Origin of the sequence: Paracidovorax cattleyae, assembly GCF_900104515.1 — a bacterium.
Lineage (GTDB): Bacteria > Pseudomonadota > Gammaproteobacteria > Burkholderiales > Burkholderiaceae_C > Paracidovorax > Paracidovorax cattleyae.
Genome location: NZ_FNJL01000013.1, coordinates 116,717 through 141,671, shown reverse-complemented (window position 1 = coordinate 141,671; position 24,955 = coordinate 116,717). Strand labels below are relative to the sequence as shown.

General features: G+C 69.5%; 24 protein-coding genes. 8 read left to right on the top strand and 16 right to left on the bottom strand.

The features are described 5' to 3' along the window. Positions 1 to 44: 44 nt before the first annotated feature. Positions 45 to 1,712 (bottom strand): oxygen-dependent tRNA uridine(34) hydroxylase TrhO, encoded by a 1,668-nt coding sequence (gene trhO / locus BLR05_RS27615; RefSeq protein ID WP_092834835.1) that lies wholly within the window; start codon positions 1,710 to 1,712, stop codon positions 45 to 47. Between the two features lie 23 nt (positions 1,713 to 1,735). Then, the gene (locus BLR05_RS12785; RefSeq protein ID WP_092834834.1) at positions 1,736 to 2,608 is read right to left on the bottom strand and encodes a LysR family transcriptional regulator; all 873 of its coding nucleotides are present in this window, start codon (positions 2,606 to 2,608) and stop codon (positions 1,736 to 1,738) included. A 114-nt stretch (positions 2,609 to 2,722) separates the two neighbouring features. Between BLR05_RS12785 and bla the strand changes: the two genes are divergently transcribed. Further along, positions 2,723 to 3,643 (top strand): class A beta-lactamase, encoded by a 921-nt coding sequence (bla, locus tag BLR05_RS12780; RefSeq protein ID WP_279616008.1) that lies wholly within the window; start codon positions 2,723 to 2,725, stop codon positions 3,641 to 3,643. Between the two features lie 22 nt (positions 3,644 to 3,665). Here the strand turns inward: bla and argA are convergent, their stop codons facing one another. From argA to BLR05_RS12765, 3 genes are all read right to left on the bottom strand, one after another. Further along, positions 3,666 to 5,012, bottom strand: a complete 1,347-nt coding sequence (gene argA, locus BLR05_RS12775) for an amino-acid N-acetyltransferase (RefSeq protein ID WP_092834832.1) — start codon at positions 5,010 to 5,012, stop codon at positions 3,666 to 3,668. A gap of 91 nt (positions 5,013 to 5,103) precedes the next feature. Then, positions 5,104 to 6,408 carry an NAD(P)/FAD-dependent oxidoreductase gene (locus BLR05_RS12770; RefSeq protein WP_092834831.1) on the bottom strand — a complete coding sequence of 435 codons (1,305 nt, stop codon included), beginning with the start codon at positions 6,406 to 6,408 and terminating at the stop codon, positions 5,104 to 5,106. A 119-nt stretch (positions 6,409 to 6,527) separates the two neighbouring features. Next, positions 6,528 to 6,770, bottom strand: a complete 243-nt coding sequence (locus BLR05_RS12765) for a hypothetical protein (RefSeq protein ID WP_092834830.1) — start codon at positions 6,768 to 6,770, stop codon at positions 6,528 to 6,530. A 382-nt stretch (positions 6,771 to 7,152) separates the two neighbouring features. Between BLR05_RS12765 and hrpA the strand changes: the two genes are divergently transcribed. Beyond that, entirely contained in the window at positions 7,153 to 11,313 is a 4,161-nt protein-coding gene (gene hrpA / locus BLR05_RS12760; protein WP_225978876.1) for an ATP-dependent RNA helicase HrpA, read from the top strand. Between the two features lie 37 nt (positions 11,314 to 11,350). Here the strand turns inward: hrpA and BLR05_RS27180 are convergent, their stop codons facing one another. Further along, positions 11,351 to 11,830, bottom strand: coding sequence for a hypothetical protein (locus BLR05_RS27180; RefSeq protein WP_244160092.1), 480 nt, complete (start codon positions 11,828 to 11,830; stop codon positions 11,351 to 11,353). Positions 11,831 to 12,016: 186 nt separating this feature from the next. Further along, a complete protein-coding gene (gene lexA, locus BLR05_RS12750) occupies positions 12,017 to 12,691 on the bottom strand; it encodes a transcriptional repressor LexA (RefSeq protein ID WP_011795657.1) in 675 nt (224 codons plus the stop codon). Positions 12,692 to 12,796: 105 nt separating this feature from the next. Between lexA and BLR05_RS12745 the strand changes: the two genes are divergently transcribed. Continuing rightward, positions 12,797 to 13,774: an asparaginase gene (locus BLR05_RS12745; RefSeq protein ID WP_092834828.1), complete on the top strand. Its 978-nt coding sequence runs from the start codon at positions 12,797 to 12,799 to the stop codon at positions 13,772 to 13,774. Between the two features lie 86 nt (positions 13,775 to 13,860). Here BLR05_RS12745 and adk read toward each other — a convergent pair whose 3' ends face one another. From adk to BLR05_RS12715, 6 genes are all read right to left on the bottom strand, one after another. Then, positions 13,861 to 14,517 carry an adenylate kinase gene (gene adk, locus BLR05_RS12740; protein ID WP_019701003.1) on the bottom strand — a complete coding sequence of 219 codons (657 nt, stop codon included), beginning with the start codon at positions 14,515 to 14,517 and terminating at the stop codon, positions 13,861 to 13,863. A 155-nt stretch (positions 14,518 to 14,672) separates the two neighbouring features. Next, on the bottom strand, positions 14,673 to 15,464 hold the full coding sequence (kdsB, locus tag BLR05_RS12735) for a 3-deoxy-manno-octulosonate cytidylyltransferase (protein WP_092834827.1): 792 nt from the start codon (positions 15,462 to 15,464) through the stop codon (positions 14,673 to 14,675). After that, on the bottom strand, positions 15,461 to 15,643 hold the full coding sequence (locus tag BLR05_RS12730; RefSeq protein WP_092834826.1) for a Trm112 family protein: 183 nt from the start codon (positions 15,641 to 15,643) through the stop codon (positions 15,461 to 15,463). Before BLR05_RS12730 ends, kdsB begins: the two co-directional genes overlap by 4 nt. 34 nt (positions 15,644 to 15,677) lie before the next feature. Then, positions 15,678 to 16,679 (bottom strand): tetraacyldisaccharide 4'-kinase, encoded by a 1,002-nt coding sequence (lpxK, locus tag BLR05_RS12725; RefSeq protein ID WP_092834825.1) that lies wholly within the window; start codon positions 16,677 to 16,679, stop codon positions 15,678 to 15,680. Positions 16,680 to 16,684: 5 nt separating this feature from the next. After that, positions 16,685 to 17,110, bottom strand: coding sequence for an ExbD/TolR family protein (locus tag BLR05_RS12720; protein WP_092834868.1), 426 nt, complete (start codon positions 17,108 to 17,110; stop codon positions 16,685 to 16,687). A gap of 8 nt (positions 17,111 to 17,118) precedes the next feature. Next, positions 17,119 to 17,745, bottom strand: a complete 627-nt coding sequence (locus tag BLR05_RS12715; protein ID WP_092834824.1) for a MotA/TolQ/ExbB proton channel family protein — start codon at positions 17,743 to 17,745, stop codon at positions 17,119 to 17,121. A gap of 362 nt (positions 17,746 to 18,107) precedes the next feature. On the opposite strand from BLR05_RS12715, the gene xseA reads away from it, so the two are divergent. Both xseA and BLR05_RS27170 read left to right on the top strand, forming a co-directional pair. Beyond that, entirely contained in the window at positions 18,108 to 19,421 is a 1,314-nt protein-coding gene (gene xseA, locus BLR05_RS27175; RefSeq protein ID WP_244160094.1) for an exodeoxyribonuclease VII large subunit, read from the top strand. Positions 19,422 to 19,553: 132 nt separating this feature from the next. Then, a complete protein-coding gene (locus BLR05_RS27170; RefSeq protein ID WP_196289657.1) occupies positions 19,554 to 20,138 on the top strand; it encodes a superoxide dismutase in 585 nt (194 codons plus the stop codon). 85 nt (positions 20,139 to 20,223) lie between these two features. On the opposite strand, the gene BLR05_RS12705 is transcribed toward BLR05_RS27170, so the two are convergent. Together BLR05_RS12705 and BLR05_RS12700 are read right to left on the bottom strand one after the other, a co-directional pair. Further along, positions 20,224 to 20,712 carry a DUF192 domain-containing protein gene (locus tag BLR05_RS12705; RefSeq protein WP_092834867.1) on the bottom strand — a complete coding sequence of 163 codons (489 nt, stop codon included), beginning with the start codon at positions 20,710 to 20,712 and terminating at the stop codon, positions 20,224 to 20,226. 133 nt (positions 20,713 to 20,845) lie between these two features. Continuing rightward, positions 20,846 to 21,055, bottom strand: a complete 210-nt coding sequence (locus BLR05_RS12700) for a hypothetical protein (RefSeq protein WP_092834823.1) — start codon at positions 21,053 to 21,055, stop codon at positions 20,846 to 20,848. A 201-nt stretch (positions 21,056 to 21,256) separates the two neighbouring features. On the opposite strand from BLR05_RS12700, the gene icd reads away from it, so the two are divergent. Both icd and BLR05_RS12690 read left to right on the top strand, forming a co-directional pair. Beyond that, positions 21,257 to 22,516 carry an NADP-dependent isocitrate dehydrogenase gene (gene icd, locus BLR05_RS12695; protein ID WP_092834822.1) on the top strand — a complete coding sequence of 420 codons (1,260 nt, stop codon included), beginning with the start codon at positions 21,257 to 21,259 and terminating at the stop codon, positions 22,514 to 22,516. A gap of 328 nt (positions 22,517 to 22,844) precedes the next feature. Further along, complete coding sequence (locus tag BLR05_RS12690; RefSeq protein WP_092834821.1) at positions 22,845 to 23,750, top strand: SDR family oxidoreductase; 906 nt, start codon at positions 22,845 to 22,847, stop codon at positions 23,748 to 23,750. Between the two features lie 43 nt (positions 23,751 to 23,793). Here the strand turns inward: BLR05_RS12690 and BLR05_RS12685 are convergent, their stop codons facing one another. After that, the gene (locus BLR05_RS12685) at positions 23,794 to 24,366 is read right to left on the bottom strand and encodes a PaaI family thioesterase (RefSeq protein ID WP_092834820.1); all 573 of its coding nucleotides are present in this window, start codon (positions 24,364 to 24,366) and stop codon (positions 23,794 to 23,796) included. An 89-nt stretch (positions 24,367 to 24,455) separates the two neighbouring features. Between BLR05_RS12685 and BLR05_RS12680 the strand changes: the two genes are divergently transcribed. Further along, positions 24,456 to 24,929: a MarR family winged helix-turn-helix transcriptional regulator gene (locus BLR05_RS12680; RefSeq protein WP_092834819.1), complete on the top strand. Its 474-nt coding sequence runs from the start codon at positions 24,456 to 24,458 to the stop codon at positions 24,927 to 24,929. Positions 24,930 to 24,955 lie beyond the last annotated feature (26 nt).

The following is a 24,955-nucleotide window of genomic DNA, read 5'->3' as shown; positions in this document are numbered from 1 at the left end:
GGTCCGTGCATTGGCAGCGCCCTGCCGGGCGCGGTCGGCAGCCCTCAAGCGGCGCTGTCGCTGACCGGTCCGGGCGGAAAGTACCGCGCTTCCTGTCCTTCGCGCCACGCCAGGGCCTTGTGCATCACCTGTTCGAAGAGCGCTCCACTCTCCCATGCCACCAGCCACGCCTGCAGGCGCGGCCAGGGCCGGGAGTCCCAGTTCGTGCGGTCGATGGCCGCGTACTGGCGCACGAAGGGCATGAGCGCCACATCGGTCAAAGAGGCGCGGTTTCCGCACAGGAATGCACCGCGTGCCAGCCTGTCCTCCAGGCCTTCAAGCCATTCCCGGGCCTGTGACTGCGCCGCTCCCGGTGGCACCTCCGGATGGCGTTCAGGGTACTTGCACCGGTCCAGCGCCTGCTTGAACGGGCCGTCGCAGGAGGCGATCAGCGCTTCCACATCGTCCGGCTCGCCGGCCTGCAGCCAGCCCTGGGGGTCATGGCGCGTCAGCGCCCACCGCATGATGTCCAGGCTCTGCTCCAGCACCTGGCCCCCGGGCAGCACCAGAACGGGCACCGTGCCTTTGGGCGAAGCCGCCAGCAGCGCGGCCGGTTTGTCGCGCAGCACCACTTCCCGCCATTCGCAGCGCTGTTCGCTGGCGGCGATCGCCATGCGCGCCCGGATGGCGTATGGGCACCGGCGGAAGCTGTAGAGCACCGGCAGGAAGGTGCCGGATTCGATGGGCCCGAGGCCATGCCCCTGCGCAGCGAGGCCCGCATCCTGGCCGGCACGGTGCGGCGTGCGCAGGCGGGCGCCCAGGTGCTCCGTGCCGCGCTGCCTGGCCAGCGCCATCTGCCGCTCCCGCTCTGCCAGCGCGCGTTCTTCCCCGGCGGGCCGCGTGCCGTGGCAGTGCGGGCATCGCACGCCCGGCAGGTAGTCGGGCGAGGCCAGGTCCTGCGGGCCGAGCGGCATGCGGCAGGAACGGCACAGGTGCTGGTGCCTTCCGGGCACGAGGCCATGGGACACGGAGACCCGCTCATCGAATACGAAGCAGTCGCCTTCCCAGCGGCTGCCTTCGGCGGGCACGTCTTCCAGGTACTGCAGGATGCCGCCTTCGAGGTGATAGACCTCGCCGAACCCCTGCATGCGCAGCAGCGCCGTGGATTTCTCGCAGCGGATGCCGCCGGTGCAGAACATGGCCACGCGGGGCTTGCCGGCCAGCAGTCCGCCAGGCGCGGTCTGCGCCTCCACCCAGGCGGGGAATTCGGTGAAGCTCCGGGTCTCGGGCCGCACGGCACGCGCGAAGCTGCCGATGGCGCTCTCGTAGCCGTTGCGCACGTCGATCACCACCACCTCGGGGTCATCGATGAGCGCGTTCCAGTCCCCGGGCTTCACGTAGGTGCCGGCATCGCGGGCCGCATCCACGCCGGGTACGCCCAGGGTGACGATCTCGCGCCTGACCCGCACGCGCATGCGATAGAAGGGCATGCGGTCGCCCCAGGCTTCCTTGTGCCGCAGGGCGGCCAGCGGCGGCTGGGCACGGAGCATTGCCAGCACCGCCCGAACTCCGTCCTCCGTACCGGCGATGGTGCCGTTGACGCCTTCCGGGGCCAGGAGCAGCAGGCCGCGCACGCCGTGGCGGTCGCATTCGGCCTGCAGGGGCGCGCGCAGCGCATCGCAGTCGGGCAGCGTCGCGAAGTGGTAGAGGGCGGCGGTCAGGATCTCGGGCATGGGGCGGGGATGATAAGCCGGGGCTACGGCGCCATGCCCACGGCGCAGGCCTGCAGCAGCCATTCCCGGAAGGCCGTGAGCGCGGGCGACGCGGCGCGCGACCGCAGGCGCGTGAGCCAGTAGGCCCCGAGCGCGATCTCGTGGCCGAACGGCCGCACCAGCCGGCCCTGGCGCAATTCGCGCTCGAACAGGCGTGCGGGCAGCAGGGCCGCGCCCGCACCCTGCGCTGCCGCTTCGGCCAGGGCCAGGGACGAGTCGAACACCGTGCCCCGCACCACCGGGCAGGCCACGCCCGCGGCACCGAACCAGGCGGCCCATTCATCGGCGCGGTACGAGCGCAGCAGCGACTCCCGCGCCAGGTCGGCCGGCGCGCGCAGCCGGGCGGCGAGCGCGGGCGAGCACATGGGCGTGAGGGGCGCTTCCAGCAGGCGATCCGACTCCGTGCCGTGCCAGGCGCCGTCGCCGAAGCGGATGGCACAGTCCAGCCCTTCGCCCGCGAGGTCCACCCGGTTGTTGTTGGTGAGCAGGCGCAGGTCCACGAACGGACATTGCTGCTGGAACGCCTGCAGCCGCGGCAGCAGCCATCCCACGGCGAAGGTGCCCACGGCACCCACGGTGAGCACCTCGCGCGGGCGCGTGTCGCTGCACTGCGCCAGCGCGCGCTCGATGCGGCCGAACGCGTCGGCCAGCGCCGGAAGCAGCGCCAGCCCTTCATCGGTGAGCGCCAGCCCGCGCGGCAGCCGGCGGAACAGCGGCTTGCCCAGGCGCTCTTCGAGGTTGCGGATGTGCTGGCTCACCGCGGTCTGCGTCACGTGCAGCTCTTCCGCCGCGCGGGTGAGGTTCAGGTGCCGCGCCGAGACTTCGAACGCCCGCAGGGCATTGAGCGGCAGGTGCATGGGGCGAGGGGTGAAGTTTTTCTGGGGGAAGATGCCAATTATTGTCGATGGTCACCGGCCGTGCGGGCCGATATCGTTGCGGCCATTGTTCAACAACGGAGTGAAGAAATGGCGATGCCGAGAAGGACGTGGATGGTGGCGGCAGTGTGTGGGGCGGCTGCGCCGTGGGTGCCCGATGTATGGGCCGGGGGCAGGAAATCCATGGGTTCCGGCGCGGATGCGCTCGCCCGCGCGGTGCAGGAGATCGAGGCGTCGGTCGGGGGACGCCTGGGCGTGGCGCTGCTCGACATGGCCACGGGGCGCCAGGGCGCGCACCGGGGCGACGAGCGGTTTCCCCTGTGCAGCACCTTCAAGCTGGTGCTGGCGGCCCATGTGCTGCGGCGCGTGGACCAGGGGCAGGAGCGGCTGGACCGCCGCATCACCTACCGCAAATCCGACCTGATGGAATATTCGCCCGAGACGGAACGCCACGTGGACGGCGATGGGATGACCGTGGAGCAACTGTGCGAGGCGGCCGTCACGCTCAGCGACAACACGGCCGCCAACCTGCTGCTGGGCACGCAGGGCGGGCCGCTCGCGCTCACGGCCTGGCTGCGCTCGCTGGGCGACTCCCAGACCCGGCTGGACCGCATGGAGCCGGCGCTCAACGACGTGCCGCCCGGGGAGGTGCGCGACACCACCACGCCCCGTGCCATGGCCCGCACGGTATGGGCCGTCACCCGGGGGGAGGCGCTTTCCGCCGCGGCGCGCGCGCGCATGCTCGCCTGGCTCGTGGGCAACCGCACGGGCGACCGGCGGCTGCGGGCCGGCATGCCGGAGGGCTGGCGCATCGGCGAAAAGACGGGCACCGGTCCGCGCGGCACCAGCAACGACGCGGGCCTGTTCTGGCCGCCGGACCGTGGCGCGGTGATGGTGAGCTGCTACCTGACGGGCAGTCCGGCGCCTGCGGAGCAGCGCGATGCAGCGATCGCCCGGGTCGGCGCGCTGGCCGCACGCTGGGCCCTGGAAGGCGCTGCCGCAGGCGGCAGGGGCTGAACATCGGCCCCTGGAGAAGACGTCAGAGCGTTTTCACCAGCACCTGGCTGCGGCGGTCCCAGTTGTATTTCTTCTTGCGGGCCTCGGGCAGCCAGTCCGGGTCCACCGGCTGGAAGCCGCGCTTGATGAACCAGTGCATCGTGCGGGTGGTGAGCACGAACAGGCTTTTCAGGCCCATGGCACGGGCGCGCTGCTCGATGCGCTTGAGCAGCTTTTCCCCGTCGCCCGTGCCCTGGCTCTGCGGCGACACCGTGACGGCGGCCATCTCGGCGGTGCCGGCCTCCGGGTACGGGTAGAGCGCGGCACAGCCGAAAATCACGCCGTCGTGCTCGATGATGGTGTAGTTGGCGACGTCGCGTTCGATCTCGGTGCGGTCGCGCTTGACCAGCGTGCCGTCCTTCTCGAACGGCTCGATGAGCTGAAGGATGCCGCCCACATCGTCCGGCGTGGCCTCGCGCAGTTCCTCGAGCTTTTCATCCACCACCATGGTGCCGATGCCGTCGTGCACGTAGATTTCCAGCAGCAGCGCGCCGTCCACCGCGAACGGAATGATGTGGCTGCGCTCCACGCCGTTGTGGCAGGCCTTCACGCAGTGCTGCAGGTAGAACGCCGTGTCCGTGGGCTTCTGGCCCGGGGGCACGCGGGCCAGCATCTGCCGCGCCTGCGCCAGCGGCAGTTCGGTATCGATGGGGTTGTCCTCGCTCTCGGGCTGCTCGGGGTCGGTGCGGATGCCCGGCACCTCGCAGACGAAGACGAGCTTGTCCGCCTTGAGCGCGATGGAGACGGACGTCGCCACTTCCTCCATCGTGAGGTTGAACGCCTCGCCGGTGGGCGAGAAGCCGAACGGCGAAATCAGCACCAGCGCGTCCATCTCCAGCGAGCGGCGGATGCCCGCCACGTCGACCTTGCGCACCAGCCCCGAATGCTTGAAATCCACGCCGTCCACGATGCCCACCGGGCGCGCGGTGATGAAGTTGCCCGAGATCACGCGCACCGTGGAACCCGCCATGGGCGTGTTGGGCAGGCCCTGGCTGAACGCGGCCTCGATCTCGTAGCGCAGTTGCCCGGCCGCCTCCTGCGCGCAGTCCAGCGCCACCGAATCCGTGATGCGGATGCCGTGCGAGTACCGCGCCGCATGTCCCTTGGCCGCGAGCTGCTCGTTCACCTGGGGGCGGAAGCCGTGCACCAGCACGATCTTCACGCCCATGGCCTGGATCATCGCCAGGTCCTGCGCGATGGCCTGCAGCTTGCCGGCCGCGATTGCTTCGCCCGTGAGCGCGATCACGAAGGTCTGGTGGCGGAACTTGTGGATGTAGGGCGCCACCGACCGGAACCAGGGCACGAAGGTGAAATTGAAGACAGCGGACATGGCGGGAAGATGAAGGGGCGGGGCCGGGAGCCTGCGCGGTCGGGCAGGCGGTGGTTGTCGGGAAGGCGGGCGCCGTGCGGTGCGCGCCGGATTATCGTCGCCAGCGCCCGGGGCTGAAAGGCGCGATGTCGATCTCCGGCGGGCAGTCGTCCAGCAGCTGCGCCACCACGCGGCCCGTGCGGGCTGACGAGCCCAGCCCGACATGGCCGTGCCCGTAGGCGTGGACCACGTCCGCGCAACCCGTCGCGGGGCCGATGCAGGGCAGGCCGTCGCTGGTGCTGGGGCGCCGGCCCATCCAGAACCGGGCGCCGCTTTCCAGCGCAGGGCGCGGCAGGGCGGGGTAGAGCGCGAACAGGTGGTCCAGCAGGATGCGCGCGCGGCGCCAGTCCGGCGCTGCCTGCAGGCCGGCGATCTCCACCTGGCCTGCCACGCGCAGGCCGTGCTCCATCTGGTGGACGATGAGCTTGCGGTCCATCACCATGGTGGAGGTGCGCGGCCCGGGCGGCGGTGCTTCGCCCTGCCGGCGGCGCACGTCCAGCATCGCGTGGTATCCGCGTTCGGTGTCGAGCCACACCCGGTCGCCCGCGTCGCGGGCCAGGGGGCGGGAATAGGCGCCGGCCGCGATCACCGCGGCATCGCACGGCACGTCGCCTGCATCGGTGCGGACAGCGGCCAGGCGGCCCGACGCGATGTGCAACCCGGTGGCCCGCGTGGCGACACGGCGTGCGCCCAGGGACCGGGCATGCGCGGCCAGTGCCGCGAGGTAGGCACCGGGGTTGGCGCAATGGCCCGCCTCGTCAACGCGCACCCCGAAGCCATACTCCGGCGCCAGCTCGGGCTCCTGCGCGCGCAGCTCGCCGATTTCCAATGACTGGAAGGCGATGCCCTCTTCGCCGCGCAGGCGCCAGCCGAACGCATCGGCCTCGAAGTCCGCGCGCGAGCGATAGACATGCAGCAGGCCCTGCTGCGCGACCAGGTGCGGCACGCCGGCATCAGCGGCCAGCCGCGCGTGCAACGCAGGCGCGTCCCGCAGCAACTGGCGCAGCGCATGCGCGGTGCGGGCCACGCGGGCCGGCGTGCGCCCGGAGCGCAGGAAGCGCCAGAGCCAGGGCAGGGCGCGGGGCAGGTAGCCCCAGCGCACGGTGAGCGGACCCTGCGGGTCCAGCAGATAGCCCGGCAGCTGTTTCCACATGCCCGGGCCGGACGGTGGGAGGATGGAATGGGACGACAGCCAGCCGGCGTTGCCGTAGCTCGTCGCTTCCGGCCCGCCGGGCGCATGGGGATCGAGCAGCGTCACGGAGCGGCCGGTGCGCAGGATCTCGATCGCGCACGCCGTGCCCACGATGCCTGCTCCGATCACGGCGACATGGCGCCGCCGGTCGGCCCGGGCCGGCATCGGGGATGCGGTTGAAGGGGTGGAGAGATCGGGGGAGAGGGGGGCGGGCATCGCGGCGCGGCATGGGAACGGTGGGCGTCCCGGTGCTGCCATTGTCCACGGAATCGGCGCGCGGGGCCTCAGCCGTCCCGGCCGCTGCGCAGCGCGTGCTGCAGTGCCATGCGGTCGGCTCGGCGCTGCGCGCCCTGGCTGCGCATGTGGCGTCCTCCGCCGCCGCCGAGGCTGCGCGCCGCCAGGGCCCGCGCGACGCGGTTGCGGGGTGGCGCGCTGGCCTCGACATGCAGCGCGACCGGCTGCTTCATGCGGCGCAATGCCTTCACCCGGCCTGCCTCGTAGGCGCGGGAGCGTTTCTGTGCACTCATGCGTGCGGTTCCTCACAACGAAAAAGCCCCGGCTGGATGGCCGGGGCTTCGCGTGCCTGCCACTCCATGGGAGGGCAACGCCGCCTCGTGCCGGACGGTGTGTGAAACGGAACACACGGTCCAGCCGGGGCGTGGGGAACCGTGGTCAGTCGATGCAGTGGAACGAAAGGGTCATGGGGGAAAAGCTCCTGTCCTGTGGTGTGCCGCGGCAAGGTTGCTCGTTGCCGTGGCGAAATGGGGCGGATGCGGGTCGGAGGCAGGCCAGGGCCGGCCGGCGCAGGCGACGCGGCGGATTTTCCCCGGTGCTGCCGTGTGCACGCAAGGCTGCCGGATGGCCTGCGTTGCACCACGCCAACGGATCGTTCGGATAATGCGGGTCTCTATGACAGGTTCAGTGCCCCCGAATTCCCCCGTCCCCACACCCGCTCCGTCCGCACCGCCCCGGCAGGCGGCATCGCCCGCGCCGCTGCGCATCGACTTCCCGCCCGGCCTGCCGGTTTCCGGCAGGCGCGAGGAGATCATGGCCGCGATGCAGGCCCACCAGGTCATCATCGTCTGCGGCGAAACCGGCTCGGGCAAGACCACGCAGCTGCCCAAGATCGCGCTGGCGCTCGGCCGAGGCAAATGCAATGCCCGCCCGGGCGAGAAGGGCCGCCTGATCGGCCATACCCAGCCGCGCCGTATCGCGGCGAGCAGCGTCGCCAAGCGCATCGCCGAAGAGCTGCATACGCCGCTCGGCGACGTGGTCGGCTACAAGGTACGCTTCCAGGACCGCTTGTCGCGCGACGCCTCCGTCAAGCTGATGACGGACGGCATCCTGCTGGCCGAGACGCAGACCGATCCGCTGCTGACGGCCTACGACACGATCATCATCGACGAGGCGCACGAGCGCAGCCTGAACATCGACTTCCTGCTGGGCTACCTGCGCCAGATCCTGCCGCGCCGGCCCGACCTGAAGATCGTGGTCACCTCGGCCACGATCGATGCAGAGCGCTTCGCCAGGCACTTCGAGTCCGCCAAGGGGCCCGCACCCGTGATCTACGTGTCCGGCCGCACGTTCCCGGTGGAGCAGCGGTACCGGCCCTTCGAGGACAGCCGCGACTATGGCCTGAACGAAGCCATCGCCGATGGCGTGGACGAACTCTGGGCCGGCAACGCGGCAGGCGACATCCTCGTCTTCCTGCCGGGCGAGCGGGAAATCCGCGAAGCCGCCGACCACCTGCGCAAACACCTGGCCTACCAGCCGGTAATGCGCGGCGCCGAAGTGCTGCCGTTGTTCGCGCGCCTCTCGCAGGCCGAGCAGGACCGCATCTTCGAAGGCCACACGGGCCGCCGCATCGTGCTGGCGACCAACGTGGCGGAGACCTCGCTCACCGTGCCTGGCATCCGCTACGTGATCGACGCCGGCACCGCGCGCGTGAAGCGCTACAGCTTCCGCAGCAAGGTCGAGCAGTTGCTGATCGAGCCCGTGAGCCAGGCGGCGGCCAACCAGCGGGCCGGCCGCTGCGGCCGCGTGGCCAACGGGATCTGCATCCGTCTCTACGACGAGGCCGACTTCAATGGCCGCCCGCGCTTCACCGACCCGGAAATCCTGCGCTCCTCGCTGGCCGGGGTGATACTGCGCATGAAGTCGCTGCACCTGGGTGACGTGGCCCGGTTCCCGTTCATCGAGGCGCCGTCGGGCCGCGCGATCGCCGACGGCTACCAACTGCTGGCCGAACTGGGCGCGGTGGACGATGCCAATGAACTCACGCCCATGGGCGTGGAACTCTCCCGCCTGCCGCTCGACCCGCGCGTGGGCCGCATGATTTTGGAGGCGCGCGACCGCCAGGCACTGGACGAAGTGCTGGTGATCGCCTCGGCCCTGTCGGTGCAGGACGTGCGCGACCGACCACTCGAGGCCCAGCAGCAGGCCGACCAGGCGCACGCCAAGTTCGACGACGAGAAGAGCGAATTCAGCGGCTACCTCAAGCTCTGGAAGTGGATCAACGAAGCCCGCGGCGGCGCGCCGAGCCTGCCGTCCGCGCGGGCGCAGCGCGATGCCGCGCGCAAGGGCGCGCCCTCGCAGGCCGTACTGCCGGTGGCGCAGCGCCAGGCGCGCGGTGCCGAAGCGGCCGCGCCTGCAACGGGCGCTGCGGCATCCATGCCGGTCCCCACACCCACCCACAAGCTCAGCAACCGGCAGTACGAATCGCTGCTGCGCCAGAACTTCATCAGCGTGCGCCGGCTGCGCGAGTGGCGCGACATCCATACGCAACTGCTCACGGTGGTCACCGAGCACCGCTGGCGCCTGAACATCCAGCCGGCCAGCTACGAGCAGATCCACCGGTCCATGCTCGCCGGGCTGCTCGGCAATATCGGCGTGAAGAGCGAGGAAGAGGACTGGTACCTCGGCGCGCGGGGCATCCGGTTCTACAAGCATCCCGGGGCGCACCTGTCGAAGAAGCCGGGTCGCTGGATCGTGGCGGCGGAACTGGTGGAGACCACCCGCCTTTTCGGGCGCGGCATTGCGGCCATCGAGCCGCAGTGGATCGAGGAGATGGGCGGCCACCTGCTCAAAAAGCAGATGCTGGACCCGCACTGGGAGCGCAAGGCCGCGCAGGTCACGGCGCTGGAGCGCGCCACGCTCTATGGCATCGCCATCTACAACAACCGGCGCGTGAACTTCGGCAAGGTGGACCCGCGCACGGCGCGCGAGATCTTCCTGCGCGAGGCGCTGGTGGGCGACCAGTGGCCGCAGGACTGGGAGCGGCGCCTGCCGTTCCTGATGGCCAACCGCAAGCTGATCGCCAAGGTGGAGGAGCTGGAGCACAAGTCGCGCCGGCAGGACGTGCTGGTGGACGAGGAACTCATCTACGCCTTCTACGACCAGCAGGTGCCCGCCGACATCTGCACCGGCGCCGATTTCGATTCCTGGTACCGCGAGGCCAGCCGCGTGAAGCCGGACCTGCTCAAGCTCACGCGCGATGAGCTGATGCGCCACGAGGCCGCCGGGATCACCACGAGCGCCTTCCCGCGCATGGTGCGGCTGGGCGGGGTGGACTGCGCGGCCAGCTACCTGCACGAGCCCGGTGACCCGCGCGACGGCGTCACCGTCACGGTGCCGCTCTTCGTGCTCAACCAGGTCAGCGAAGAGCGCTGCGAATGGCTGGTGCCGGGCATGCTCAAGGACAAGATCCAGGCGCTGCTCAAGAGCCTGCCGCAGCGCCCGCGCAGCCGCTTCGTGCCGTTGCCGGACAATGCCGCGCGCCTGGCCGAGCTGCTCGGCACGCCCGAGCGCTTCGGGCAGGGCAGCCTCGTGGACGTGCTGCTCAAGCAGGTGCGTGACGAGACCTCGCTCGACGTGAAGCGGGCCGACTTCAAGCTCGACATGCTCAGTCCGCACCTGTTCATGAACTTCCGCGTGGTCCACGAAGACGGCCGGCAGCTCGGCCAGGGGCGTAACCTGGGTGCGCTCAAGGCCGAATGGGGTGCCAGGGCCCGGGGCGCGTTCCAGGCCCTGGCGGGGCTCAAGCTCGCGGGTTCCTCGACGGAGACCGAGGGCGATGCGTCGCCTGCGGAAACGGCCGCCGTTGCGCGACCCGGCAAGGGGAACGCGCAGGGCAGGCCACCAGACGGAAGAACGGCTTCCGCCGCCGGAAAATCCGCCAGTGCCGGCCCGGCGGCTGCTCCTGCACCGGCAGCCGTGCCGGCAGGCCAGCGCTACACCGCCTGGACCTTCGGCGAACTGCCCGAGCTCATGGAGATCCGCAAGGGCGGGCAGACGCTCATCGGCTTCCCGGCACTCATCGACGGCGGCGATGCCGTGACCATCGAAGTGTTCGATGAGCCCGGCGTGGCCGCGGCGCGCCACCGCGCGGGCCTGCGCCGGCTGTTCGCGCTCCAGATCAAGGATGCGCTCAAGTACCTGGAAAAGAACATCCCGGACCTGCAGAAGATGGCGGTCGCCTACATGCCGCTGGGCACGCAGGAAGAGTTGCGCGCACAGGTCATCGACGTCGCGCTGGACCGTGCCTTCCTGGTCGATTCGCTGCCCACGACCGAGGCAGACTTCCAGCGCCGCGTGCAGGAGGGCAGGGGGCGGCTCACGCTGATCGCCAACGAGGTCGCGCGGCTGGCCGGCGCGATCTTGCTCGAATACGCCGCGGCGGCACGCAAGATCAAGGACACGAAAGGTGCGCCGGAGGCCACGCAGGACGCACAGCAGCAACTGCAAAGGCTCATTCCGAAGAACTTCCTGGCGGTGGCGCCCTGGTCGCAGCTCGCGCACTTCCCGCGCTACCTGAAGGCCATCACCCTGCGCCTGGACAAGGTGCGTGCCGATGCTGCACGCGACGCCACGCGGCTCGCGGAACTGCGCCCCCAGGAGCAGCGCTACTGGCGGCTCCTTGCCGAGCGCAAGGGGCAGGTGGATGCTCGCATGGAGGAGTTACGCTGGCTGCTGGAGGAGTTGCGGGTGAGCTTCTTCGCGCAGGAACTCCGCACGCCGCAGCCCGTGAGCGTGAAGCGCCTGGACAAGCTCTGGGCACAGATCAACAGCTGAAGCGGCGGGGTGGCGGCTGAGGGCCGCCTGCCGCGGATCATTGCAGCACGGCTTCCGCGGCAGCCCAGCGCTCCAGCTCTGCCCGCACGTCGGCCATGCGGCCGGAGATCACGAAGCGCTCCGGCGTGCCCGCCTGCCGGCGCTGCACCACCCGGACCGCGCCCGGTGCCCGCGCCGCGCAGGTGCGCTGGCTGCCGGCCTGCGTGCGCGCGGGGCGCTCCACCGTGGCTGCGTTGATCGCGGCGGACGCGCCTCCGGACGGTGCCATGGGCGCGGCCGCTGCAGCCCCTGCGTTGCCATGGTCCGCAGCGGCCGGCGGACAGTCGGATGCGCGCTGGCTGGCGTTGAGCGCGTCGGGCGCGCCGCGGCCGTGCGCCGGACAGTCCGGCCAGCGCGACCATGCGGCGGGGCGGCCGGATGCATTCCGCGGGGCGGTGCCACGCAGCCAGCGGACGAGGCTGTTCAGCGGCTGCAGGCAGGACGAGAGGGTGGTGAGATCGAGCAAAGCCTTTGCCATGGAAAAACTCCAGCGGTCAGAATGGGTTGAACACTGGCAGGATTGGCTTTAGACGGGCATGGCGATGCCGCAGGGTTGACCATCCACGCGAAGCGGAAAGCCAGACGCCCGCCACCTGGGCAACGCCGAACGGGAAACAGGGCGCGGTCCGTGCTCCGGCGCCACGCGCCGCACAGGCCGCAGCGGCTACATGAGCATGGTGTTGCGAATGAGGCCCACGGCCAGGCCCTCGATTTCGAACGACTCGCCAGGCTGCACGGTGATGATGGGGTAGTCGGGGTTCTCGGGCAGCAGTTCGATGGCACCTGCGGTGCGTCGCAGCCGCTTGACGGTGACTTCGTCACCCAGGCGGGCGACGATGATCTGGCCGTTGCGCGCCTCGCGGGTGGATTGCACGGCGAGCAGGTCGCCATCCATGATGCCGGCATCGCGCATGGACATGCCCCGGACCTTGAGCAGGTAGTCGGGCTTGTGCTGGAAAAGGCTGCCTTCCACGCTGTAGGTCTGGTCCACGTGTTCCTCGGCGAGAATCGGTGAACCCGCGGCGACGCGGCCGATGAGCGGCAGCATGAGTTGCGATATGCCGGGGATGGGCAGGTGGAACTGGGTGCCGCGGGCCGCATTGATGGACCGCACGGCCTCGCCACGCAGCCTGATACCCCGCGACGTGCCACTCACCAGCTCGATGACGCCCTTGCGTGCCAGTGCCTGCAGGTGTTCTTCGGCCGCGTTGGCGGACTTGAAGCCGAACTCCGCTGCGATTTCCGCCCGCGTGGGGGGGGCGCCGGTACGTGCAATGGCGGTCTGGATGAGATCCAGGATCTGCTGTTGGCGGGCGGTGAGCTTGGGGCTGTCGAGCATGCGTGGCACTCCAGTGAAGGAAGATCGCGCCGGACGGGCGCTGGGTGGATCGAATCACCTGTGGATCGATCCAGTCACTGTATTTTTAAACAGTTTTCAAAGGCAATGCAAGTGTTTGCAGGAAAAATCCTGGTGCTGGGCACCGGTGGGACCATCGCCGGCACGGCGGGAAGCGCGGAAGACAACATCGGCTACACCGCCGCACAGGTCGGCATCGGCCAGTTGCTGGCGGCGGTGCCCGGCCTGGGGCGCGCCGCCGGCGGCGCACGGCTCGAAGCCGAGCAGGTTGCGCAGATCGACAGCAAGGACATGGACGGGGCCGTATGGCGTGCGCTGTCCCAGCGGTGCGTGCAGGCACTGGCGGATCCCGAAGTGCGCGCCGTGGTAGTCACGCACGGCACCGATACCCTCGAAGAAACCGCCTGGTTTCTCCACCGCGTGCTGGCGGGCGCCCGGGACAAGCCCGTGGTGCTCGTTTCGGCGATGCGCCCGGCCACCGCGCTGGCGCCCGATGGCCCGCAGAACCTGCTCGATGCCGTCGCCGTCGCTGCCACGCCGGGCGCGCGCGGGGTCGTGGCCGTGGCCGCCGGGGAGGTGCATGGGGCGCAGCGGGTGCAGAAGGTGCATCCCTACCGGCTGAATGCCTTCGCGTCCGGCGAAGCGGGTCCCCTGGGCTGGGTGGAGGAGGGGCGCGTGCGGCTCGCCTCCGACTGGCCCGTGGCGGACTCCTCGGCCGACGCCGAGGCCGCGCTGGAGGCGCTGCACCGCGGCACGGAGTGGCCGCGCGTCGAGGTCGTGGTGTCGCATGCGGGCGCGACCGGACGCATGGTGGATCTGCTGGTGGCCGACGGGGTGGATGGCCTGGCCGTGGCCGCCACCGGCAACGGTACGCTGCACCACCACCTGCAGGCTGCCCTGGAACGGGCGCAGGCCGCGGGCGTGTCCGTGCGGGTGGCCACGCGGTGCCCGCTGGGCCAGTTGCTGCCCCGTCCCGGCGACACGCTGCCCGCCGCGCAGGGGCTGAGCGTGGTGAAGGCGCGGGTGGAATTGCTGCTGGAGCGGCTGGCCAGGCACCCGGCATAGCCCCGTAACGATGGCGGAAACGAAGACGCCGCCCCGAGGGCGGAGCCGATCGCGTGCCGGCCAGGCGCCGACCCGCAGGCAGAGGCTCAGTCCGCCAGGGCAGCCAGCGCGCGCTGGGTGATCTCCTCCACCGTGCCGGTGCCGCTGATGGCACGGTACCTGGGCGCGTTGGCTGGATCGTTCTTCGCCCACGTGGAGTAGTACTCCACGAGCGGGCGAGTCTGGGCGCTGTACACCTCCAGCCGCTTCTTCACCGTGTCTTCCTTGTCGTCCTCGCGCTGGATCAGGTCCTCGCCGGTGACGTCGTCCTTGCCTTCCACCTTGGGCGGGTTGAACTTCACGTGGTAGGTGCGGCCGCTGGCCGGGTGCGAGCGGCGGCCGCTCATGCGCTCGATGATGGCATCGAACGGCACGTCGATTTCCAGCACGTAATCGAGCTTGACGCCTGCGGCCTTCATGGCGTCGGCCTGGGGAATGGTGCGCGGGAATCCGTCGAAGAGGAAGCCCTTGGCGCAGTCCGGCTGGGCGATGCGGTCCTTCACGAGATTGATGATGAGGTCATCGCTCACCAGCTTGCCGGCATCCATGACGGCCTTGGCCTGCTGTCCCAGCGGCGTGCCGGCCTTCACGGCGGCGCGCAGCATGTCACCGGTGGAGATCTGCGGAATGCCGTATTTCTGGCAGATGAACGCGGCTTGCGTGCCCTTCCCGGCGCCGGGCGCGCCCAAAAGAATCAGTCTCATGGAGGTCCTCTAAGTGTTGAAATCAGCCAGCGCCGGAAGCCCGGGGCGTGCCGTAGGCCCGGGGTGGCGCTTCAATCGCGGGCAAGGATAGCATGCGGGTCCGCCGGTCTGCCTGACAGCCGCGACACCATCGTGACGGCGTCCGGCCAGCGGCTTCAGCCCAGCAGCGAGCGCACCCGTTCGAGGTCTTCCGGCGTGTCCACGCCCGGTCCCGGAGCGGCATCCGCCACGTGCACGGCGATGCGGTGGCCGTGCCACAGCGCGCGCAGCTGCTCGAGGGCTTCCAGGGCTTCCGTGGGGGCCGGCGGCAACGCGGAAAACGCCCGCACGAAGGCTGCCCGGTAGCTGTAGATGCCGATGTGGCGCAGCGGCGCGCCGTCCGCCGGCAAGCCCGCGTGCCCGCCCTGCCACCAGGCAGTGCCTTCGTGGCCCCGCGCATGCGGGATCGGAGCCCGGCTGAAATAGTGCGCGAGGCCGCGGGCATCGAGCACCACCTTCACCACGTTGGGATTGGCGAAGTCCTCCAGCGCATGGATGGCATGCGCGGCCGTGCCCATGTCCGCCTCGGGGCGGGCCGGCAGCAGGGCGGCGACGGCATCGATGAGGGCCGGTGCGATCAGCGGCTCGTCGCCCTGCACATTCACCACCACGTCGTCATCGGCCAGCCCGAGCTGCACGCAGGCTTCGGCCAGCCGGTCGCTGCCGCTGGGATGGTCCGCGCGCGTCGCGACGGCGTGCACGCCGTGCGCGGCGCAGGCCTCCAGGATGCGGGGATGGTCGGCTGCCACGACCACGCGGGCGGCACCGCTGCGGGCAGCCTGCCGCGCCACCCGCACGACCATCGGCACGCCGCCGATGTCCGCCAGCGGCTTGCCGGGCAGGCGGGTCGATGCCAGCCGGGCGGGGATCAGGACAGTGAAGCCAGCGGAAGCGGCCGGGCCGCTCACGCCTCCAGCTCCGCGTCGGTCAGCGTGCGGGCCTCGGTCTCCAGGAGTACCGGAATGCCGTCGCGCACCGGATAGGCGAGGCGGGCGCTGCGCGACACCAGTTCGTCGCGCTCGCGGTCGTAGGTCAGCGGACCCTTGGTGACCGGGCAGACCAGCAGTTCGAGCAGTTTGGAATCCATGGCGTGGCAGGGAAGTTCGGAAAATGGAGCCCGATCATAGCGAGGGCTGGCGCAGCGCCTGCAGCCGTGCGTGCAGCCGGTCGAAGAAGGCCGGCGCGATGTCCACCACGAGCGGCACCGCCAGCGCCTGCGGGTGCGTGCGCCAGAGCTTGGCGGCGTCCTTTTCGGTGCAGACCAGCGGCATGCCGGCTGGCGTGGCCGGGCGCCAATCCGCGAAATCGGCATGGTCGGGCAGGGCGGTCGCCTTCGCCAGGTTCAGCCCCTGGTCGCGCAGCATGGCGAAGAATGCGGCGGGCCGGGCGATCGCGGCCACGGCATGCACCGGTATCCCGCGCAGATGCGGCAGCGGTGTCGTGCCTCCGGTGGCGTCCACCGCATGGGGGGCGAGCAATCTCTGCAGGGCAAAAACACCCATGGGCGCGCCCTCGGCCCCCTCGGGAGCGGCCCCTGCATGCAGCACGGCATCCACGTGCCGCGGCCAGCGCTCGCGCAGCGGGCCGGCGGGCAGCAGCCATCCGTTGCCGATGCCTTCCTCGCTGAACACGCACAGTTCCACATCCCGCGCCAGCGCCCAGTGCTGGAGCCCGTCGTCGCAGATGATCACGTCGGTCTGCGGATGGCGTTCCAGCAGGGCGCGGGCCGCCTGCGCGCGCCGTGGCGCGACGAATACCGGCACGCCGGTGGAGCGTGCGATCAGCAGGGGCTCGTCCCCGGATTCGGTGGCACTGCTGTCCGACAGCACCTCGCGGCAGTCGGAGGTGCTGCGCCCGTAGCCGCGGGACACCACGCCCGGGCGCCAGCCGCGCTGCCGCAGCGCGCGCACGATGGCCAAAGTCACGGGAGTCTTGCCGGCGCCGCCGGCCACCACGTTGCCCACCACGACCACTGGCACCGGCATGCGCTCCGCACGCAGGATGCCCCGCACATAGAGCAGCCGGCGCATGCCGGCCAGTGCGCAGTAGAGAAGGGAGACCGGCGCCAGCAGCCAGGCAATGGCGCCACGATGGCGCCAGGCCTCCTGCAGCCCCTGCGCCATGCGGGTCAGCGGCCCGCGCTGGCGGACGATTGCGTGGCGAAGGTGATCTGTGACAGGCCCACGCGGCGCGCGGCTTCCATCACGGAAATCACGGCCTGGTGGGGGGCGCTGGCGTCGGCGCTGATGATCACCACGCTGTCGCGCCCGGCCTGCGCTGCGGCCCCGAGGGCCTGCGCGATCGCTTCCACACCCTTGCCTTCCACGGCGGCCTTGTTGACGGCATAGCGCCCGTCTGCGGCCACCGCGACGATCACTTCCTTGGGATGGTCGCGCTGCTGCTCGGCATCCGCCACCGGCAGCGTGAGCTGCAGTTCGGTGAACTTGCTGTAAGTGGTCGAGAGCATCAGGAAGATGAGGATCACGAGCAGCACGTCGATGAACGGGATCAGGTTGATCTCCGGCTCTTCCTTGGGGCGGGGACGGAAATTCATGGCGCCGCTCACTTGCGCAGGCGCAGAAGGTGGCGGACGAATTGCTCGGAGGCGAGTTCGAGCGTAAGCAGGTAGGCGTCCACGCGGCTGCGGAAATACCGCCAGAAGATCAGCGTCGGGATCGCGACGATCAGCCCGAAGGCCGTGTTGTAGAGCGCGATGGAGATCCCGTGCGCCAGCTGGGCGGGATTGCCCTGGCCCGTGGCGGACGACCCCTGCGAGCCGAAGATCTCGATCATGCCGATCACGGTGCCGAGCAGGCCCAGCAGCGGGGCGGCCGAAGCGATGGTGGCCAGGGCGTTGAGGTACTTCTCGAGCCGCTGGGCCACGGCCCGGCCCGTGCCCTCCATCGCGGCGCGGACGTCCGCCTCGCTGCTCTGGGGGTGGCTGTTGAGCGTGCGCAGTCCGCTGGCGAGGACCTCGCCCAGGGCGGAGTTCTGCGACAGCTGGTTCACGACATCGGGCGTGGGCAGTCCGCGGGAGGACACGGAGATGGCCTCGTCCAGCAGCTTCGGGGGGGCGACCTTGGCGGTTTTCAGGGCGACGAAGCGCTCCGCCACCAGTGCCAGCGCCAGGATGGAGCAGGCTATCAGGGGCCAGATCGGCCAGCCTGCGGCTTGTATGATCGACAGCAATTCTCTCTCCGCGCAGATGGAAGCAGTCCGCGATTATGGCCCAGTGCCGTGGCGGTCCGGCGGCTGCGCAGGCATCGGCCAGGCTCGCCGGCCGCGTCGGCGATGTTTTTCACAGCCACCCACATTTTCTGTGGATAACTTTGTGGGCAACCGGGTGTGCAACACGTGCTACACGGCGCCAAATCGACACTTTGACAGATTGATGAAAAATTGCGCAGCAAAAAATCGTTGTAAATCAACAGGTTGCACGGAGTCCCGTGGCTTGCGCGTGCATCCGGCCCTCCTGGCTGCTGCGCTGTCCACACCGTGCGGCTTGTGGACTATTGCGGAGGCCGCGCGCCCCGCAAACCCTGGTGGCGCCGATGTTTGAGCGGCCGGACACAGCATCGGCGCCGCGAATCTGGGACGTCGGGGCGTTGTGCCGCGCCGTTGCTGATGCCCTGGAGGCGCGGTTCAATCCTGTCGCGGTGCGAGGGGAGATCTCGGGCTTCTCGCGGGCCTCCAGCGGGCATTGCTACTTCTCCATCAAGGACGGCCAGGGGCAGATCCGCTGCGCCATGTTCCGCCGCGCGGCCATGCTGCTCGACGGCATTCCGCGGGACGGCGAAATGGTCGAGCTGCGAGGACGGCTCGCGGTCTACGAAGCCCGGGGCGACCTGCAGCTCATCGTCGAGAGCCTGCAGCGGGCAGGGCAGGGGGCACTGTTCGAGCAGTTCCTGCGGCTCAAGGCCCGGCTGGAGTCGGAGGGGCTGTTCGACCCTGCCCGCAAGCGCAGCCTGCCGGTCATGCCCCGCTCGATCGGCCTGGTCACCTCGCCGGGCGCTGCGGCGCTGCACGACGTGGTGACCGCCCTGCGGCGGCGCGTTCCGCACCTGCCGGTGGTACTGGCCCCGGCCCTGGTGCAGGGGGCGGCCGCGCCTGCCTCGATCTGCGCCGCCCTGCGCGCGCTCTACCGCATGGCCGAACCGTCCGGCGGCGGTGAAGGGCGCCCGCCCGTGGAGGTGATCCTGCTGGTGCGCGGCGGCGGCTCCATCGAGGACCTGTGGGCCTTCAACGACGAACAGGTCGCCCGCACGCTGGTGCAGAGCCCGGTGCCGGTGGTATCCGGCGTGGGCCACGAGACCGACTTCACCATCGCCGATTTCTGCGCGGACCTGCGGGCGCCGACCCCCACGGCCGCGGCGGAGCTGGTCGCGCAGCCCCGGGCCACCTGGCTTGCGGGCATGGACGCGCTGGCCGGCCGCCTGTCGGACAGCCTGCAGCGCCAGCTCGACGGGCGGCACCAGCGGCTGGACATGGCCGCGCAGCGGCTGGGGCGGCCTTCGGGGCTGATTGCGCGGCAGGAGCTGCGCCTGGCGCGCCTCGCGCAGCAGCTGCGCCATGGCGCGGCCTGGACGGCCCAGCGGCGCGTCCAGCGGCAGGATGGCCTGGCGGACCGTCTCTCCAAGGCCGTGGCGCAGGGCGTGGCCCGGCAGGTGCAGCGGCTGGACCATGCGGCATTGCGGCTGGAGTTGCTCGACCCGCGCCTGGTGCTCCAGCGCGGCTACGCGCTGCTCACGGACGGCAAGGGCCTGCCCGTGACCCGTACCGCCCAGGTACGTGCCGGCGACGCCGTGCGCGCCGCCGTGTCGGATGGCGAGATCGATCTCACGGTGTCCGCTCCGCGCCTGCTCTGAGCCCCCGGCATTCTGGGCCGTCGCCTACATCGCGGGGCGCGATTAACTTCCTACAATGCCGCCCTGTTGCGCCGCATGTCGCATTGCGGCGCCGCATACGCAAGAATCACCAACCACCCACGAGGATCGCACATGGAACATACCCTGCCACCGTTGCCTTACGCCATCGATGCCCTGGCTCCGCACTACAGCCAGGAAACCCTGGAGTACCACCATGGCAAGCACCACAACGCCTACGTGGTGAACCTCAACAACCTTCAGAAGGGCACCGAATTCGAGAACATGCCCCTCGAGGAAATCATCAAGAAGTCCAGCGGCGGCATCTACAACAACGCAGCCCAGATCTGGAATCACACCTTCTTCTGGAACTGCATGGCCCCCAACGGCGGCGGCGAACCTTCGGGTGCCCTGTCCGATGCCATCAAGGCGAAGTGGGGCAGCTATTCCGCGTTCAAGGAAGCCTTCGTGAAGAGCGCCGTGGGCAACTTCGGCTCCGGCTGGACCTGGCTGGTGAAGAAGGCGGACGGCAGCGTGGACATCGTGAACACCGGCGCCGCCGGCACGCCCCTGACCACTGCCGACAAGGCCCTGCTGACCGTGGACGTCTGGGAACACGCCTACTACATCGACTACCGCAACCTGCGCCCGAAGTTCGTCGAAACCTTCCTCGACAAGCTGGTGAACTGGAAGTTCGCGGAAAGCAACTTCGCGGGCTGATCCTGCGGCCCGGCCTGCCGGACTCCATGAAAAACGGCCCCTGGAGGGCCGTTTTTTTGTTTCTGCGTTCGCAGGGCATGGCGCGTCAGCGCCTGGCGAACGGCGCGCCGGACAGCTTCGAGCCCGGCTTGATCCCGCGCCTGGCGAACCACCCCTGGTTCATCTCCAGCACGAAGCGCACGGGCTTGTCGGAGCAGTGGGAATCCAGCGTCTGCGGCTTCATGTCGGCCAGGTTGACGATGGTGCCGTCGTCCGCGACGAAGGCGGCGGTGAGCGGCAGCAAGGTGTTCTTCATCCAGAAGCACTGCGCGGCCGGCACCGAGAACACGAACAGCATGCCTTCGTTGGAGGGCATGTCCTTGCGGTGCATGAGGCCGGTTTCGCGCTCCTGGGGGGTCACCGCCAGCTGTGCGTCGATGCGGTGCATGCCGGCGGCCAGGTCCACCCGCTGCAGATCGAGTTGCGGCCCTTCCTGGGCCTGGGCCGTGCCGAGGCAGGCCGCGGCGAGGGCCAGCGAAACCGCCAGGCGGCGAAGGGGGCGGGGCGTCGGGCCGGACGGAAGATCGTGGGTCATGGCGAGTGGGTCATCCATTGGGAAAGGGCTGTTCCAAAGCCTATCAGCCAAAAGCAAAGCCCGCGTAAAGCGGGCTTCGGAGCGGGGACGGCGCCAGAGGCGGTCATCCCCGTTGCACGGGAGGCGGCAAACCTCAGGCGGCAGCCTTGTGCTTCTTGGTCTTCTTGTGGGCGGTCTTGTGCTTGGCGCCCTTGCCAGCCTTCTTGGCCTGGGCCGTGGGGGCGGGCGCTGCGGTATCGGCGGCCACGGGGGCAGACGTCGTGGCGGGGGCCTGGGCCGGAGCCTGGGCGAATGCGCCGGCAGTGAACAGGCCGGCGATCAGGACAGCGAGGAGTTTTTTCATTTGGCCGTTTCCTTGATGAGTTTCGGAAGGTTTGCGAGCCCCGCGTAGGCCCGCGAAGCCCTGACACAACGATACCGCAGCCCAGGGCGTTGACAGACAAGGCCTACAAATTTTTATCGCTAAAATCATTGCGTTTTGTGCCTGTCGCACAGGCCGGCCGGGCGCCGCCCCGGACGCCATTCCACCGGAGATAACCGTTCCATGACCAGCTACCAGCACATCAAGGTCCCTGCCGAAGGCCAGAAGATCACCGTCAATGCCGACATGTCCCTGAACGTGCCGGACCAGCCCATCATTCCCTACATCGAGGGTGACGGTACCGGCCTCGACATCACCCCCGTGATGCTGAAAGTGGTGGACGCAGCCGTGGCCAAGGCCTACGGCGGCAAGCGCAAGATCCACTGGATGGAAGTCTTCGCCGGCGAGAAGTCCACGAAGGTGTACGGCCCCGACGTGTGGCTGCCGGAAGAAACCCTGCACGCCGTGCGTGACTACGTCGTTTCCATCAAGGGCCCGCTGACGACGCCCGTGGGCGGCGGCATCCGCTCGCTGAACGTGGCGCTGCGCCAGGAGCTCGACCTCTACGTCTGCCTGCGCCCCATCCAGTACTTCAAGGGCGTTCCCTCGCCCGTGAAGGAACCCGAGAAGACCAACATGGTGATCTTCCGCGAGAACTCGGAAGACATCTATGCCGGCATCGAGTTCGAAGCCGAGTCCGACAAGGCCAGGAAGCTCATCAAGATCCTGCAGGAAGAGTTCGGCGTCAAGAAGATCCGCTTCCCCGAGACCTCCGGCATCGGCGTGAAGCCCGTGTCCAGGGAAGGCACGCAGCGCCTGGTGCGCAAGGCCATCCAGTACGCGATCGACAATGACAAGCCCAGTGTGACCATCGTGCACAAGGGCAACATCATGAAGTTCACGGAAGGCGGCTTCCGTGACTGGGCCTACGACCTGGCCGCCAAGGAATTCGGCGCCGAACTCATCGACGGCGGCCCGTGGATGAAGTTCAAGAACCCCAAGACCGGCAAGGAAATCACGGTCAAGGACAGCATCGCCGACGCGTTCCTGCAGCAGATCCTGCTGCGCCCCGCCGAGTACAGCGTGATCGCCACGCTGAACCTGAACGGCGACTACGTCTCCGACGCGCTGGCAGCCCAGGTGGGCGGCATCGGCATCGCCCCCGGCGCCAACCTGTCCGACTCCGTCGCCATGTTCGAAGCCACCCACGGCACGGCGCCGAAGTACGCCGGCAAGGACTACGTGAACCCCGGTTCCGAGATCCTCTCCGCCGAGATGATGCTGCGCCACATGGGCTGGACCGAAGCGGCCGACACCATCATCCGCTCGATGGAAAAGTCCATCCTGAGCAAGAAGGTGACCTACGACTTCGCGCGCCTGATGGAAGGCGCGACGCAGGTGAGCTGCTCGGGCTTCGGCCAGGTGATGATCGACAACATGTGATTGCCGCCTAGCGGCGTCGCTTGGCGTCTCGCGGGCCCCTGATCTTCTTTGGAGGTCAGGGGCTTTTTCGTTTCCGGGCGACCCGATGGGCACGCCGGCGATATGGCTCGGCCGATACTGGGGGCCGGGCATGGAAGTACACTGCCATCGTCGAAATGGCAGGCTTGGTCTGGGTAGGCCCAAGCCCTTTCCCCTCCCGGGAAAGCTCTGGCTGCACCGCGCAGGTGCGGCCCCCGACAGTCCCGCGCCGTCGTGCGCTGTGCGGGCCTGATCGGCGCCGTGGATCTTGACGCGTCTCCATCAGGCCTTTCCTGAAGGAGCTGCTTCCATGACTACCCCTGATCCATCCAGGCCCCTTGTTCTCGTTTATCTCGCTGCCGGCGTGCAGGGCAGCGCGGTGGTGCGCGCCGCGCTGGCGCGGGGATGCCGGGTGCGTGCACTCGTGCGCGATCGCTCCCGTGCGCCGCACTTTGCCTTTTCGACTCAGGAGCGTGTCGAATGGGTCGCGGCCGATCTGGAGGATGCCGATGCACTGTATGCGGCCAGCATCGGCGTGGGCCATGCCGTGCTGCAAATTCCGACCGGGCCTGCCGACAGGATGGCAGCCCAGGCACGGAATGCGGCAGTGGCTTCGGTGGCGGCCGGCCTGCGCTTCGTGGTCCTGCGACTCGCCGGCGCGAGCCGGCCCGCGCCCTGCTCCGAATCCAGCTTTGTCGGGAACTGGGCGGTGGAGAATGCCCTGCGCCGGGCGGGCCTGTCCTTCGCTGGCGTCCGGCCTACGATGTACCTGGACAATCTGCTCAAGCCCTCGGCACGCCGCGAGATCGTGGAGGAGGGCATCTTCGCACCGCCGATGGCGGCGTGCCAGCGCATCGCCTGGACCTCTGTGGACGACTGTGCCCGTGCGGCCATTCTCTTGATGGAGCGCGGGGCCACGGGCGATTACCGTGTGGCGGGCGCAAGGAGCCTGGACGGCCACGCACTCGCGGCCGGCGTGGCGGCAGGACTGGGCCGGCCGGTCGCGTACCGGGCGCAGCCGAGCGCGGCTCTCGGCGCGGGCATGGGGCAGCGCATCGCGGGGAAGTTCCGGTACTTCGCCGATCACCCTGGCGAAGCCGATGCGATGCTCTCCAGGCCGTTCGCATCCTGCGCAGCACTGGAAGGCTTCGTTCCGACGGATGTGGAAGAATGGGTACGCCTGCACCGGCATGCGTTCCTGGGCGATGCGGCTTGACGCTCGACAGCAGGATAGGACGAGCTGTCGAGCGGGGGGCGCATCAGCGGGACGCCGGCATGTCGAACACCAGGCACGTGGTGGTGGCATGGGCGTAGAGCGTGCCGTCTGCGCCCACCAGGCGCGCTTCGGCCGTGGCCAGCTGGCGGCCGCAATGCAATACGCGGCCTTCGGCGCGCACGCGCGGCACGCGTGGCGTGAGGCCCTTGACCAGGTTGATGCTGAGTTCGGCCGTGGTGTAGCCGCGGCCCGGCGGCATGCGGGTATGGACTGCGCAGCCCAGCGCCGAATCCAGCAGCGTGGCGAACCAGCCGCCATGTACGCCGTTCATGGGGTTCAGGTGCGCCGTACCGGGCCTGCCCTGGAATACGGCGCTGCCTTCCCCTACGGCCACCAGCAGGAAGTCCAGCGTCTGCGCGATGGGCGGGTAGGGGACTTCGCCCCGCAGCATCGCCTGCATCAGTTCCAGTCCGCTGCGGCCCGCGGCCTGTTCCGGCCGCACCACGCCGGGACCGGCTCCTGCATCGAGACGGGCCCTGACGGCGCTTTCTTCATCCAGCCAAGCCTGCAGGGCGGACGAGGGGGCGCTCTCCGAAGGTGGGGTGTATTGCTCCATGGGATCGTTCTTTCCTCTCGGTCTGGCCACCGGGATGGTGGCGGCCAATTAATTGTATATACAATGATTGCATATGCAATAATGACGCCATGCCGAGCTACCGCGACCCGTTTTCCGTGCCTTCGGGCTGCACCAACCACCGCGTGCGCCAGCTCATGCGCAGCGTGGGGCTGATCTATGAAGCCCACCTTCATGACGCCGACATGCGCATCACGCAGTACACGCTGTTGAGCCATGTCCTGGCTGCCGGCCCCGTGCGGCCGGTGGACCTCGCACGGCTCATGCGCATGGATGCCTCGACGCTGACGCGCAATATCAAGCCGCTGGTCGATGCCGGGTGGGTGCGCATGGGCCAGGGCGAAAACCAGCGCAGCCGCCTGGTCCACATCACCGATGCGGGCCGCACCCAGCGCGAGGAGGCCAAGCAACGCTGGAAGATCGCGCAAGGCGAACTCAATGCGCGCCTGGGCGCGGAGCGCGTGGCGGCGCTGCACGGTTTGATCGATGAATGCCTGGCCCTGCTCGACGGCGGTGGCGAAGGCGCGGCCGGCCGGCCCGGTTAGCCCGCCGCACAGACATCCACTCCCCG